Source organism: Micromonospora sp. D93, assembly GCF_018070365.1.
Lineage (GTDB): Bacteria > Actinomycetota > Actinomycetes > Mycobacteriales > Micromonosporaceae > Micromonospora > Micromonospora ureilytica.
This window is the reverse complement of record NZ_JAGPXW010000003.1, coordinates 62,405-74,798: the sequence shown is the minus strand read 5'-3', so window position 1 is coordinate 74,798 and position 12,394 is coordinate 62,405. Positions and strand designations below refer to the sequence as shown.

Here is a 12,394-nt window from a genome sequence, read left to right as displayed (position 1 = left end):
TCGTCTGCGTCGGCGTGCCGCAGACGCGGTCACGCAAAGTTACGAGAAGCCTGCTCAAGACGGGTCATCGACGCCGTCGGATCGAGCGCCATCCGGCACAGCTCCTCGTGCAGAAGGCTATACCCGAGCACATGATCGGCATCCTCCAGAGCCAGTCCCATCGTGAGGTTATCCAGGTAAACCACGGACGCGTCGGCGGCGTCGGCGAAGTGGAGGATCACGTACGGGGTGCTCATGGCCGGATGCCCGCCGGCCGCGAAAGGAAGTACCTGAATTGTCACGTTGGGTAGTTGCGCGATTCGGCTCATGTGGGCCAACTGTTCGGCCATCACCGCGGGGCCACCGACCGGGCGCAGGAGCACCGCCTCGTTGATGATCACCGACAGGTCGACCGGGTCCTCGCGGCGCAGCACCTCCTGCCGGTGCAGTCGGGCGGCGATCTTGCGCTCCAGGCCGTCCTCGCCGGCGGTGCGCCGGAAGATCTCCCGCGCGTACGCCTCGGTCTGCAACAGCCCGGGCACCGACTCGGCCTCGTAGGTGCGCAGCGTCGCCGCCTCGGCCTCCAGCCCGACGTAGAACTCGAACCACTCGGGGAGCACGTCGCTGTAGTTCTGCCACCAGCCGCGCTGCTGTGCCCCCCGGGCGATCTCGATCAGCGCTTCGGCATCCGAACCGGTCACCTGGTAGAGCGCGAGGGCGGCCCGGACATCGCGCGGTTTGATGCCGATCTGCGCGGTCTCGATCCGGGAGAGATTGCTCTTCGACATGTCGAGCTGACGGGCAGCCACATCGAGGGTCATGCCCGCGCGTTCCCGGAGTTGGCGGAGTTCCCGCGCGATGCGGCGCCGCCGCACGGTCGGGCTGGCGGCGGGTCGGATGGTGGGAATGGCGGTCACCGTCCGAGTCTGCCACGACAAGATCCGCAGGTCGCGCCTGCACGGAGTGCAACTTTCAAATCTGGGAGTTGCGTTGCAGTAGCTGTCGGTGCATCCTTTCCCGGTCGCGATCACTGTGGACACACCTGTGCGGGGAGGACCGTTGCTCATCGCCGACGAGTTCTTCCTGATCGCACACAACGACAGTCGTGGCAAGGCCAAACTGCACCCGGCGGCGACCGGGCTCGGGCTGGCCGGAGGACTGCTCGGCGAGCTGATCCTCTATGGACACATCACCGTGACGGCCGGGCAGGTCACCGTCATCGACCGGCGCCCGCCAGCGGACGCGCTGGCACACACCGTGCTGGACCAGTTGATCGGCGAGTCCCAACACCGGGAGTTGCGCACCTGGCTGAGCTTCCTGTCGCAGAGCGCGACCGCCTCGGTGGGGGAGCGGCTGGCCCGCGCCGGCGTGCTGCGCCGCCAGGAGAGTCGCCGGCTGCTGCGTACCACGGTCAGCTACCTGCCGATCGACCTCAACGCGGTGGCCTGGCCGGCCACCCGGCTGCGGGCCCTGCTGGACCGTCCGGACCCGCCGGGCGTGCCGGACGCCCTGCTGCTCGGCCTGGTCGTGGCCGCCGGGCTGACCCGAGAGGTGCTGTGGAGCGCCGGCCCTCGCGCGCACCACCGGCTGAACGTCCTCATCCCCGCGCTGCCGGCACCCCTCAAGGAACTCGTCGGGCACACCGAGGCCGCCGTCGGGGCCGCCGTGCTGCGCGGCATTCCCTGATCCCGCCGGTTACCCCAACCCCCTCGACCAATCGGAGTAGTCGTATGCCCCCGACATCGACAGTCGACCGACCGAGCAACGTCTCCGAAGCCCTGGCCCGAGGCCGCCTCGGCATCCCCTCGGTGATCTTCTTCGTCCTCTCCGCCGCCGCGCCGCTGACCGTGGTGGCCGGCGTCGTCACCACCGGCTACGGCGTCATCGGGGTGACCGGAATCCCGCTGGCCTTCCTGCTGATCGCCGCGGTGCTCGCCCTCTTCTCGGTGGGCTACGTGGCGATGTCCCGCCGGGTGGAGAACGCCGGCGCCTTCTACGCCTACATCTCCCGCGGCCTCGGCCGACCGGCCGGCGTGGGCGCCGCCTGGGTCGCGCTGATCGCCTACAACGCGCTGCAGGTCGGGCTCTACGGCACGATCGGTGTGGCGGCCGAGCCGGTGCTCGACCGGCTCTTCGGCGGGCACCCGCACTGGGCCGTCGTGGCCCTGGTGGCATGGGCGTTGGTCGGCGTACTCGGCCTGCTCCGGGTCGACCTCAACGGCATGGTCCTGGCCGCGCTGCTGGTCGCCGAGATCGTGGTGGTCCTCGTGTTCGACCTGGGGCAGATTGGCAACCCGGCCGACGGTGAGGTCAGCTTCGCCTCGTTCTCGCCGGACAACCTCTTCGTGCCGGGCGTCGGCGCGGTGCTGGTGCTGGCAGTCCTCGGCTTCGTCGGCTTCGAGTCGGCGGTGGTCTTCAGCGAGGAGAGCAAGGACCCGAAGCGCACGGTGCCGCTTGCCACCTACCTCTCGGTGGCGATCATCGCCGGGCTGTACGCGCTGTCGTCCTGGACCATGACGGTCGCGGTGGGGCAGGACCGGATCGTGGCCGAGGCCGGCGAGCAGAGCGTCGGGCTGATCTTCAACCTGGCCGCCGCGCAGCTCGGCGACACCGCGGTCACCATCGGGCAGGTGCTCTTCCTGACCTCGGTGCTCGCCGCGATGATCTCGTTCCACAACACCACTGCCCGCTACACGTTCGCGCTCGGTCGGGAGCGGGTGCTGCCGGCGGTGTTCGGTAAGACCTCGGCCCGTACCGGGGCGCCGCGGGCCGCCTCGGTGGCGCAGAGCGTCCTCGGACTGCTTGTCATCCTGCTGTACGCGGTCAATGGCTGGGACCCGGTGGTCCAGCTGTTCTTCTGGGTCGGCACCACCGGCGGCTTCGGCGTCCTGCTGCTGATCGCCACGACCTCGGTGGCGGTGATCGCCTACTTCGCCCGCTCCGGCGGCGGCGAGAACCTGTGGCGGCGGGCCGTCGCACCCGGCCTGGCCACCATCGCGCTCTTCGTGATCATCTGGTTGGCCGTGTCGAACTTCGCCAACCTGCTCGGCGTCGCGCCGGACTCCACGCTGCGGTGGGCGCTGCCCGCCGCGTACCCGGTGGCTGCCCTGCTGGGCATCGGCTGGGCCCTGCTGCTGCGCAGCAACCGCCCGGACACGTACGCCCGGATCGGCCTGGGCGCGGCGAGCGCCGCAGCCGTCGCCAGGCCGGAGGCGCCGGTCGCCGTGGAGGTGACCCGATGAGCGTGGTCGTCGAGCGGCTCGGACCGGAGGAGATCAGCCTCGTCGCGGGTCGGATCGCCGAGGCGTTCACCGTCTTGGAGGTGACGTACTGGCTGGTCCCGGACGCGAGCAAGCGGGAGGCCGTGCTGACCGGAGACTTCGAGATCCTCGTCGGGCACGCGATGCGGCACGGCATGGTCCACGCCACCGCGGACCGGGCCTCGGTCGCGGTCTGGTTTCCCTCGGTTGGCGAACCGGCGCCTCCGCCGGCGGACTACGACGCCCGCCTGGCCGCCGCCTGCGGCGAGTGGACCGACCGGTTCCAGCACCTGGACGAGCTGTTCGCGGCGAACCACCCGCATCCGGATCACCACCACCTCGCGTTCCTGGCGACCCAGCCTGACCGGCAGGGGCAGGGGTTGGGGAGCGCGCTGATGCGGCACCACCACGCCTGGCTCGACGCCAACGGGATGCCGGCGTACCTGGAGGCGAGCAGTCCGCGCAGCCGGGACCTGTACGCGAAGCACGGCTACCTGGCCGGCGAGCCGTTCCGGGTGCCCGACGGCACGCCGTTCTGGCCGATGTGGCGGGAGCCGGTCGGCCGCTGACGCGACCGCACCGGTACGCGCTGCCGATGCGCTGTCACACTGTCACGCTCACGTGACAACACGGACAGAGGGCCGGGTCCACGGACCCGGCCCTCCCGTCGTGAACTGGTCAGTACGTGCCGTCGAGCTGGCCGCGCAGCTTGGTCAGCGCCCTGGTCAGCAGCCGCGAGACGTGCATCTGCGAGACGCCGATCTGGTCGGCGATCTGCGACTGGGTCAGGTTGCCGTAGAAGCGCAGCGTGAGGATCTTCTGCTCGCGCTCGTCGAGGGTGGCCAGTGCCGGGCCGAGCGCGACCCGCAGCTCAGCCAGCTCGAACTCGCTGTCCTCGCCGCCGAGCATGTCGCCCAGCTCGGTGGCGCGCTCGCCGTCGCCGGTCGGGGTGGACAGCGACACCGCGTTGTACGCGCGGGCGCCCTCCAGACCCTCCAGCACCTCTTCCTCGGTGAGCTTGAGGTGCGCGGCGATGTCGGCGACCGTCGGCGAGCGGCCGAGGGTCTGCAGGAGCGAGCTGTTGGCGTCGGAGATGGCCAGCCGCAGCTCCTGGAGCCGGCGGGGCACCCGGATGTCCCAGGTGCGGTCCCGGAAGTGGCGCTTGAGCTCGCCGATGATGGTGGGGATCGCGTAACCGGCGAAGTCGACACCGCGCGAGGGGTCGAACTTGTCGATGGCCTTGATCAGGCCGATCGCGGCGGTCTGCGCCAGGTCGTCGTTCGGCTCGCCGCGCCCGCTGTAGCGGTGGGCCAGGTGGTTGGCGAGAGGCAGCCAGGCCTCGATCGCCCGGTCCCGCAATGCGGCGCGCGACGGGTGGTTGGCGGGCAGCGCCGCCATGGCGTTGAGCAGGTCGGCGGCGCTGTCGGTGAGAGCGCGCGGGTCGAGCTTGGTGGTGGCCTTGACGGCGGCGCTCGGCTGCTCGGTGATCGTTGGCGCGGTCATGGGTGGTCCTCCCTGCACCTCGTCCGCTGACAAAAAAGACGTGACGCTTTGGTTTAGCTTCCATTGGGCCGTTCGGGAGTCACCTTAACCTGATCGTCTCCCCGAAATCTAGCCGAAAGGTTGATGTACTTAAGGCGTGTAACACCACAAAACAGGCAAATCACCCAGAATTTGAGGTGGCTGTGAGGACCCTTACCCGGTTTCCCGCTGCGCGTCGCTGGCCGGTCGGCCGATCGGTCCGACCGATCGGGTCCCCCAGCTGCGTCGACTGGTCAACATGAAATCCGACAAGTCGGCAGGAGTGTCGACTATCCGTCCTTGTCCCGCTGGCGGGACCGGCCGTAGCGTCGCGTGTACGACACCCGGTTCGGAGGCACCGTGCTCGATCCAGCCGCTCCCCAGCTCGTTGTGAACAGTCGCACCCTCTACTTCAGCTGGCTGCCGGCGGATCCCGACGCGGTCGCCGCGCTGGTCCCCCCGGGGCTCTGCCCCCGCCCCGACCGGCAGGTCTTCCTCAACCAGTACGTCGTCGACGACGAGACGCAGACCTCCGGCTTCGGCGCGTACTCGCTGACCTACCTCGGCGTCTCGCTCCTGGGCGTCGACGCGCCCGGCGGCCTCAACGCCGGTGGCTGGTGGACCCACTACGTGGCCTCCAGTCGGCAGGTCCGCGAGTACGCTGTCGCTCGCGGCGCCCCGGTGCTCGCCGGGCGCACCCGGATCGACGTGAAGGGCGAGGACCTGCTCTCCGAGACGGAGATCGACGGCACGACGTTGCTCCGGGCACGGTGTCGCGTGGGGGAGACCGGGCACGTGATCAGCAGCGGGCACCACCGCTACTTCACCCGGCGCGACGGCCAACTGCTCAGCTCGGTCTACCCGTTCGTCGCCGAGCCGGTCGCCCCGTTCGAGATCGAGTCGGTGGAGTTCCTCCAGCCCGGCCACCCGATCTACGCGCTGCGCCCGGCCAACCCGCTGACCATCGGCTTCGGCTACTACTCACCGCGCTCGTCGTTCGCCTACCCCGGCGGGCTGAACGTGCACGCGGTCGCCGCGCCGGAGCCGGCCCGACAGCTTCACCAGGTGCCGGCCAGTCTCGCGCGCAGCGGTCTGCCGTCCGGGTCGTAGACCAGCCGGTACACCGGCAGCGCCCAGGCCCGGGTGTACCACGGCAGCCGCTCGGGGCGGTGCGGCCGCAGCCGTCCGGGCGGCCGTTCTCCCGCCTGACCGTCGTCGTACCACTGCTGTAGCGCGTCGGCGGCGGCCGTGACGGCCGCGACGGCGTTCGCCGGGTCCAGCAGGTCGGCGTCGTCCGCGCCGTCCGGGTCACGGTCCAGGTGCTCGCGCCACAGCCGCAGTCGCAGGTCCCGGGCGAAGGTCCGCGCGCCGTCGCCCCGCCCAGCAGGGTCGGTGGGCTCCCGCTGGTCCGGGGTGTCGTCGAGCACCGCGCAGGACAACTCGCTGTCGTGCGTCCAGGACCGCCGGTTGAAGTTGTCGCTGCCGACGCTGGCCCAGACGTCGTCGACCACACACACCTTCGCGTGCACGTAGACCGGGTTGCCGGCGTGATTCTCCACGTCGAACACGTGCACCCGGTCCGGTGCGGCCCGCTCGCACAGTGACAGCGCCTGCTCGCGCCCGACCATGTTCGGCGGCAACGCCAGCTTGCCGTCCACGTCCGGGTGGCGGGGGACGACGGCGATCAGGTGCAGGTCCGGGTTGTCCCGCAGCGCGTGCGCGAACAGGTCCGCGACCTCGGCCGACCAGAGGTACTGATCCTCCAGGTAGATGAGTCGGCGGGCACGGCGTACCGCCTTGGTGTAACCCCGGGCCACGGTCCGTTCCCCGTCCGGTGCGAACGAGTAGCGGGGCCGGACGGCGGGGTAGGTGCGAAGCACCTGGATCTGGTGCGGACCGCAGGGCGGCGGATCGGCGGGTTGCTCGGGCAGCGGGTCGGGGCGCAGGTCCGAGCCGCGCAGCCGATCCCGCAGGTAGGCAATCGGGTTCTCCGAGTCCAGGGGCATCGGGTCGGTCCAGCGTTCCCGGAACAGGGTGTCCAACGCGCCGACCACCGGACCGCGCACCGCGAGCTGCACGTCGTGCCAGGGCGGATTGGGCCCGTACCGGGGTGACATCTGCACCGGCTGCGGGTCGCCGTGGTGAGCGGCGTCATCGCGGCGGCTGTGGCACAGGTCGATTCCGCCGGCGAAGGCCACGTCCCGCTCGGGCGCGCCCAGGTGCCGCAGCACCACGAGCTTCTGATGGTGCGAGCCGCCGCGCCGGACCCGTTGGTCCAGCAGCACCTCCCCACCGGCGGCCGAGATCGTCTCGCTGAGGTCGCGGTTCTCCGCCTCGCTGTACGCCAGGACGTCGAGGTGCGAGCGCCAGATCAACCCCTTGACCACCACGCCGCGTTGGGCGGCCTGGGCGAAGAGTTGGGCCACGGTCGGACCGTCCGGGCGCAGCCGCTGGTCCGGGTCACCCCGCCAGTCGGTGAAGAACAGGTGGTCGCCGGGGCCCAGGGCCTCGACCTCGTCGGCCAGCCGGTCGAAGTACGCGGCACCGTGAATCAACGGCTCGGCGAGGTTTCCCGTGGTCCATACGGGTATGCCAGACACCGGGTTGGCGCGTTCCTCTGCGGTGAGAAACCAGTCCTGCAATGGCACCGTCCAGCCCCCCTGGAGGTCGGCAACGTCCTCACGGTAGGACCCCCGACGCGGGTCCGCACGCCAGGCCGACAGACAGGTGACCTGGCCAACGCCATCGGAAGCGACGCGACAACAGCCGAGGAGGCCACACCATGCCCCGCGACACGACGAATCCCGTGACCGAGAACCGCGAGCCGGCGGTGGAGAGCGAACGGGGTGCGCTGGTAGCGGTGTTGGTGATGGTGATTTTGGGCGTCGCCGGGATCTTCGCGGTCTCGTGAGGCGGCGCCGACGCCCCCGGAGTCGAACCGGAGGCGTCGGCGCCGATCTCAGCGGTCGTCAGTGGTCAGGGTCGGGCGCCCTGGCCGCCGGTGTGCGGGAGCCGCTCGGTGGGGATCACGCCGAGGCGACCGGCCTGGAAGTCCTCGAACGCCTTGAGCAGCTCGTCTCGGGTGTTCATCACGAATGGGCCGTACTGTGCCACCGGCTCCCGGATCGGCTGACCACCCATGATGTAGAGGTCCAGCGCCGGGGTGTTGCTGTCCTGCGCGGTGTCGGCGCTGAACCGCAGCGCGTCACCCGGGCCGTGCACCGCGAGCTGGCCGGTACGCACCGGTCGGCGGTCGGCGCCGACAGTGCCGCGGCCGCCCAGCACGTACACCAGGGCGTTGAAGTCGGGCCGCCAGGGCAGGTCGACCTGGGCCCCCGGCTGCACCGTCACGTGCGTGATGGTGATCGGGGTGAATGTCGAACCCGGGCCGCGGCGCCCGGCGACCTCGCCGGCGATGACCCGGATCAGCGCCCCGCCGTCGGGCGTGGTGAGCAGCGCCGACTCCCGACCCCGGATGTCCTGGTAGCGGGGCGGGTTCATCTTGGCCGAGCGGGGCAGGTTGACCCAGAGTTGGGTGCCGTGGAAGAGCCCGCCGCTCATCACCAGGTGCTCCGGCGGCGCCTCGATGTGCAGCAGGCCACTGCCGGCCGTCATCCATTGGGTGTCGCCGTCGGTGATCGTGCCGCCACCGCCGTTGGAGTCCTGGTGGTCGAAGACGCCGTCGATGATGTACGTGACGGTCTCGAAGCCGCGGTGCGGGTGCCACGGGGTGCCCTTCGGCTCGCCCGGCTGATAGTCGACCTCGCCCATCTGGTCGAGGTGGATGAACGGGTCCAGGTCGGTGGTCGACACCCCGGCGAAGGCGCGACGGACCGGGAAGCCCTCACCCTCGAAGCCGCTGGGCGCCGTGGTCACCGTGCGGACCGGGCGGATCGTGGTGGTGGTCTCGTCGAGTCGGGGCAGGCGGGGCAGGACAAGAACGTTGTCGACGGTGATCGCGGGCATGTCGAGGGCTCCTAGCGTGAGGCGGGGGTGGTCGAGCTGACCCGCGACGCCCGAAGGCGCTCGCCAAGCCGGTCGAAGACCCGGGTGAGGCAGGCGACCTCGGCATCGTCGAGGTCGTCCATGAGATGGGTACGCACCGACGCCAGATGGTGGGGTGCGGCTTCCCGCAGGGCGAGCAGCCCGGCGGCGGTGAGCACCGCCTCGCTGCCGCGCCGGTCGTCCGGGCAGGGCTCCTTGCTGACCAGGCCACGACGCTGCATGGAGGAGACCTGGTAGGTGAGGCGGCTGGGCGAGAAGATCAGCCGGCTGGCCAGCTCGCCCATCCGTAGCCGCTGCCCGGGTGCCTCGGAGAGCAGGACCAGCACGTGGTAGTCGGCGAAGCTGAGGTCGCTGTCGACCCGCAGCTCCTCTTCCAACTGGGTGTAGAGACGCTGGCTGGCCTCGATGTAGGCGCGCCAGGCGGCCTCTCGGGTGCTGTCCAGGCTCTCGGTCATGCCCATGACGATAGCACTCGTTCAAAATTTAACTAACTCGGTCTGGCGTTGCCTGGATCACTTTTCCGCGCCCCGGCCCGCAGGTCGTGCAGCTTTGAAGGAAGTCTGCGGTAATACGGCGGCGCGGAGGCCGCCGGTTGTGCCAGACTCCGGCCTCGTGGAACACGTGGAACTCGCCGCCGCCGACCTGTTGCTGCGCCCCTGGCGAGACGAGGACGCCCCTGCGGTGCTCGACGCCCTCCGCGACCCGGCGATCGCCCAGTGGAACCCGCAGGGCGGCGGCCCGATCGACGACGAGGTCGCACTGCTCTGGGTGCGCCGCCGGGCCGACTGGTCCACCGGCGGCCATGCCTCGATGGCGGTCACCGCGGCGGGCGACGGCAAACTGCTCGGCTCGGTGTCGCTGCACCGCATCCACGACGGCGACGCGTCCATCGGCTACTGGACGGTGCCCGCGGCACGGGGACGTCAGGTGGCGGTGCGCGCCGTCGTCCGGCTCACCGACTGGGCGTTCGCGGATCTCGGACTGCACCGGGTGGAGCTGTGCCACGCGGTGGCCAACCCGGCGTCCTGCCGGGTCGCCGACCGGGCCGGCTACCCGGCCGAGGGCACACTGCGCGAGTCGTACCGGTACGGCGACGGCCGCCGCTACGACGAGCACCTTCACGCCCGCCTGGCCACCGACCGCTAGCCGGAGGCGGACCGGGGCCCGAACACGTTCCGGCCCCGGCCGCGCAGGTCGTGTCGAACCGTCACTCGGTGACCTTGCGGAGGAATGTCGCGAGGGCGGTCCTGACGCGCTCGATCCGCTCCGGCAGGGGCAGCGGCTCGGGCGCGGGGGGCCCGGCGTGCTTCTTCCCCCGCATGTACAGCGAGCAGGCCAGGTCGGAGCACAGGTACGTGCCCACGGAGTCGCCCTGCCGTCCGCTCGGACCGGCCTTGGGGGCGGTCATCAAGGAGACGCCACCGCCGAGGTGGGTGGTCAGGCAGAACGAGCACATACTGTGCCGCACGCGCCCCGTCTGGTGCGTCGCGGCCCGCAGCACCACCCCGGCCAGCTTGCCGTCGGTCTCGGCGACCAGGTAGGCCCGCTGTGGCGCGGAGGGATCCCGCCAGCCGAGGAAGTCGAGGTCGTCCCACTGGCGCATCTCAAGATCGTTCGGTACGGTCAGCCGCTTCGCCTCGCCCTTGGAGCAGTTGACGAAGGATGCGCGGATGGCGGATTCGGTCAGGACCAACATAGGTAGTAGCCTAGCTCCCCTAGGCAAGTGATTATTACGGCTAGATGGGGAGTGTGCTGCATGGCACGTGCCGGGGTGACCGTCGAGCGCCTGACGCTGGCCGCGGCCGAGCTGGCCGACGAGGTGGGCGTGGAGAACGTCACGGTTGCCGCCCTCGCGCGCCAGTTCGGGGTGAAGGACGCCAGCCTCTACTTCCACCTGAAGAACGCACACGACCTGCGGGTCCGCATCGCCCTGCTGGCGCTGGCGGAGCTGGCCGACCGGGTCGCCGCCGCGCTCGCCGGCCGGGCCGGCAAGGACGCCCTGGTGGCGTTCGCCGACGCGTACCGCGACTACGCGCGAGAGCACCCGGGCCGCTACGCCGCCATGCAGATCGACCTCGACCCGGAGACCGCCGCCGCCAGCGCGGGCATCCGGCACGCCGAGATGACCCGGGCGATCCTGCGCGGCTACCGCCTCTCCGAACCCGACCAGACCGACGCGGTGCGGATGATGCACAGCACGTTCCACGGGTTCGTGAGCCTGGAGAAGACCGGCGGTTTCCGGCACACCCCGCGCCCCACCGACGACTCGTGGTCGCGCACCCTGGACGCCCTCGACGCCGTCCTCACCAACTGGCCGTCGCGCTGAGGTGCCGCAGCGCCACGGCATAGGCTCGGTGGCGTGGATGATCTGGAGTTGGCCGACTGGCGGGAGCGGATCGCCCGGCTGTACCTGTCCGACGTCGACCTGGCCGGCTTCCGCGCCGGCCGCGACGAACTCTTCGCCACCCACCCGCAGAGCCCGATCCCCGCGGCGGAGCGGGCCGACTTTTCCGGGGTGCGCTACTTCCCGCCCAATCCCGAGGCCGTGGTCGAGGCGCCCCTGCGAGCGGCAGGCGGCGAGCTGCGGATCGACACCGGCGGCCCGGACGGGGTGGTCGCGTACCGGCGGGTCGCGGTGGCCGAGACGCCCTGGGGGCCGCTGACCCTGTGGTGGATCGAGGCGTACGGGGGTGGGCTGTTCGTTCCGCTGCGCGACGGCACCTGCGGGCGGGAGAGCTACGGGGGAGGGCGGTACCTCACCGACACGGTGAAGGGCACCTTCGGCCGGGGCGTCGAGCTGCTGCCCGGCGACCGGGTCCGGCTGGACGGTAACTACCTCTACAACCCGAGCTGTGCCTATGACGACCGCTGGGCCTGCCCGCTGGCACCTCCGGAGAATCGGATCGACGTGCCGCTGCGGGCCGGCGAGCTGGCGTACCACGACTGAACGACGAGACGGCCGCCCCGGCATGCTCCCGGGGCGGCCGATCGATCGTCGGTCAGCGGGCGTCGGCCGCCCGTCCCGGCATCTGCATCCGACCGAGCAGCTGTCGCGCCTGGTCGGCGAGCTGCGCGTCGACGGTCACCGCGTACTGGCCGGCGCGCAGTGAGCTGGCTGAGGTGAAGTCGCGCTGCCCGCCCGTCATCGCGTGTGCGACCGCGCCGAACACAGCGCCCCAGATCGCACCGATGACCAGCCCGACCAGGATCACCGCCAGCCAGTTGCCGACGGTGAAGATGCCGAACAACAGGCCGATGAAGAGCCCGAACCAGGCGCCGGTGCCGGCGCCGAGCAGGCCGGCTCGACCGGTGGTCATCCGCCCGAGCACCGTCTCCACCAGGGTGAGGTTGGTGCCGACGATGGCGCTGTGCTCCACCGGAAAGCGGTTGTCGGCCAGATAGTCGACGACCCGCTGCGCGGTCGGATAGTCCGGGTACGAGCCGATCGTCACGGTCGGCGGACCACCCTCCGGCCCGTGGCCGTCCCCGGCCGGTGTGGCAAGGCGGCCGGCCGGCCCGGATGGAAGCAGGTCGCCACCCTGTGTGCCGGACCGCCAGGCGGCGGTCGGCCCCGAAGCTGACGTCATGAGCATCCTCCCTCGTCAGCTCCCCGGGTTCCCCTCCAGGCC

At 70.9% G+C, this 12,394-nt stretch carries 15 protein-coding genes; 8 read left to right on the top strand and 7 right to left on the bottom strand.

The window, feature by feature from the left end; all coding sequences use genetic code 11:
• Positions 1-29 precede the first annotated feature (29 nt).
• Complete coding sequence (locus KBX71_RS04795; RefSeq protein ID WP_307846976.1) at positions 30-854, bottom strand: helix-turn-helix transcriptional regulator; 825 nt, start codon at positions 852-854, stop codon at positions 30-32.
• A gap of 184 nt (positions 855-1,038) precedes the next feature.
• Between KBX71_RS04795 and KBX71_RS04790 the strand changes: the two genes are divergently transcribed.
• From KBX71_RS04790 to KBX71_RS04780, 3 genes are read left to right on the top strand one after another with little or no spacing between them, the layout of a single operon-like run.
• Complete coding sequence (locus KBX71_RS04790; RefSeq protein ID WP_124823276.1) at positions 1,039-1,665, top strand: GPP34 family phosphoprotein; 627 nt, start codon at positions 1,039-1,041, stop codon at positions 1,663-1,665.
• A 44-nt stretch (positions 1,666-1,709) separates the two neighbouring features.
• Positions 1,710-3,221, top strand: a complete 1,512-nt coding sequence (locus KBX71_RS04785) for an APC family permease (protein WP_210816728.1) — start codon at positions 1,710-1,712, stop codon at positions 3,219-3,221.
• A complete protein-coding gene (locus KBX71_RS04780; RefSeq protein WP_210816727.1) occupies positions 3,218-3,808 on the top strand; it encodes an N-acetyltransferase in 591 nt (196 codons plus the stop codon). The genes KBX71_RS04785 and KBX71_RS04780 overlap by 4 nt, the downstream gene beginning before the upstream one ends.
• Before the next feature lie 109 nt (positions 3,809-3,917).
• Here the strand turns inward: KBX71_RS04780 and KBX71_RS04775 are convergent, their stop codons facing one another.
• Positions 3,918-4,742, bottom strand: coding sequence for a SigB/SigF/SigG family RNA polymerase sigma factor (locus KBX71_RS04775; RefSeq protein WP_196922151.1), 825 nt, complete (start codon positions 4,740-4,742; stop codon positions 3,918-3,920).
• Positions 4,743-5,120: 378 nt separating this feature from the next.
• On the opposite strand from KBX71_RS04775, the gene KBX71_RS04770 reads away from it, so the two are divergent.
• Positions 5,121-5,870, top strand: coding sequence for a hypothetical protein (locus tag KBX71_RS04770; RefSeq protein ID WP_210816726.1), 750 nt, complete (start codon positions 5,121-5,123; stop codon positions 5,868-5,870).
• Here KBX71_RS04770 and KBX71_RS04765 read toward each other — a convergent pair.
• Positions 5,819-7,408, bottom strand: a complete 1,590-nt coding sequence (locus KBX71_RS04765) for a phospholipase D-like domain-containing protein (protein ID WP_210816725.1) — start codon at positions 7,406-7,408, stop codon at positions 5,819-5,821. The genes KBX71_RS04770 and KBX71_RS04765 overlap by 52 nt on opposite strands.
• Positions 7,409-7,542: 134 nt before the next feature.
• Here KBX71_RS04765 and KBX71_RS34230 point away from each other — a divergent pair, with 134 nt between their 5' ends.
• On the top strand, positions 7,543-7,671 hold the full coding sequence (locus KBX71_RS34230; protein WP_256441970.1) for a hypothetical protein: 129 nt from the start codon (positions 7,543-7,545) through the stop codon (positions 7,669-7,671).
• A gap of 65 nt (positions 7,672-7,736) precedes the next feature.
• On the opposite strand, the gene KBX71_RS04760 is transcribed toward KBX71_RS34230, so the two are convergent.
• A complete protein-coding gene (locus KBX71_RS04760) occupies positions 7,737-8,726 on the bottom strand; it encodes a pirin family protein (protein ID WP_210816724.1) in 990 nt (329 codons plus the stop codon).
• Positions 8,727-8,737: 11 nt separating this feature from the next.
• A complete protein-coding gene (locus tag KBX71_RS04755; RefSeq protein ID WP_124823269.1) occupies positions 8,738-9,220 on the bottom strand; it encodes a MarR family winged helix-turn-helix transcriptional regulator in 483 nt (160 codons plus the stop codon).
• A gap of 157 nt (positions 9,221-9,377) precedes the next feature.
• Between KBX71_RS04755 and KBX71_RS04750 the strand changes: the two genes are divergently transcribed.
• Complete coding sequence (locus KBX71_RS04750) at positions 9,378-9,911, top strand: GNAT family N-acetyltransferase (protein WP_210816723.1); 534 nt, start codon at positions 9,378-9,380, stop codon at positions 9,909-9,911.
• Between the two features lie 61 nt (positions 9,912-9,972).
• Here the strand turns inward: KBX71_RS04750 and KBX71_RS04745 are convergent, their stop codons facing one another.
• A complete protein-coding gene (locus KBX71_RS04745) occupies positions 9,973-10,461 on the bottom strand; it encodes an FBP domain-containing protein (RefSeq protein WP_210816722.1) in 489 nt (162 codons plus the stop codon).
• 60 nt (positions 10,462-10,521) lie between these two features.
• On the opposite strand from KBX71_RS04745, the gene KBX71_RS04740 reads away from it, so the two are divergent.
• Positions 10,522-11,091, top strand: a complete 570-nt coding sequence (locus tag KBX71_RS04740; protein WP_210816721.1) for a TetR/AcrR family transcriptional regulator — start codon at positions 10,522-10,524, stop codon at positions 11,089-11,091.
• A 33-nt stretch (positions 11,092-11,124) separates the two neighbouring features.
• Positions 11,125-11,712, top strand: a complete 588-nt coding sequence (locus KBX71_RS04735) for a DUF1684 domain-containing protein (protein WP_210816720.1) — start codon at positions 11,125-11,127, stop codon at positions 11,710-11,712.
• A 52-nt stretch (positions 11,713-11,764) separates the two neighbouring features.
• On the opposite strand, the gene KBX71_RS04730 is transcribed toward KBX71_RS04735, so the two are convergent.
• The gene (locus KBX71_RS04730; protein ID WP_210816719.1) at positions 11,765-12,352 is read right to left on the bottom strand and encodes a general stress protein; all 588 of its coding nucleotides are present in this window, start codon (positions 12,350-12,352) and stop codon (positions 11,765-11,767) included.
• Between the last annotated feature and the right edge of the window lie 42 nt (positions 12,353-12,394).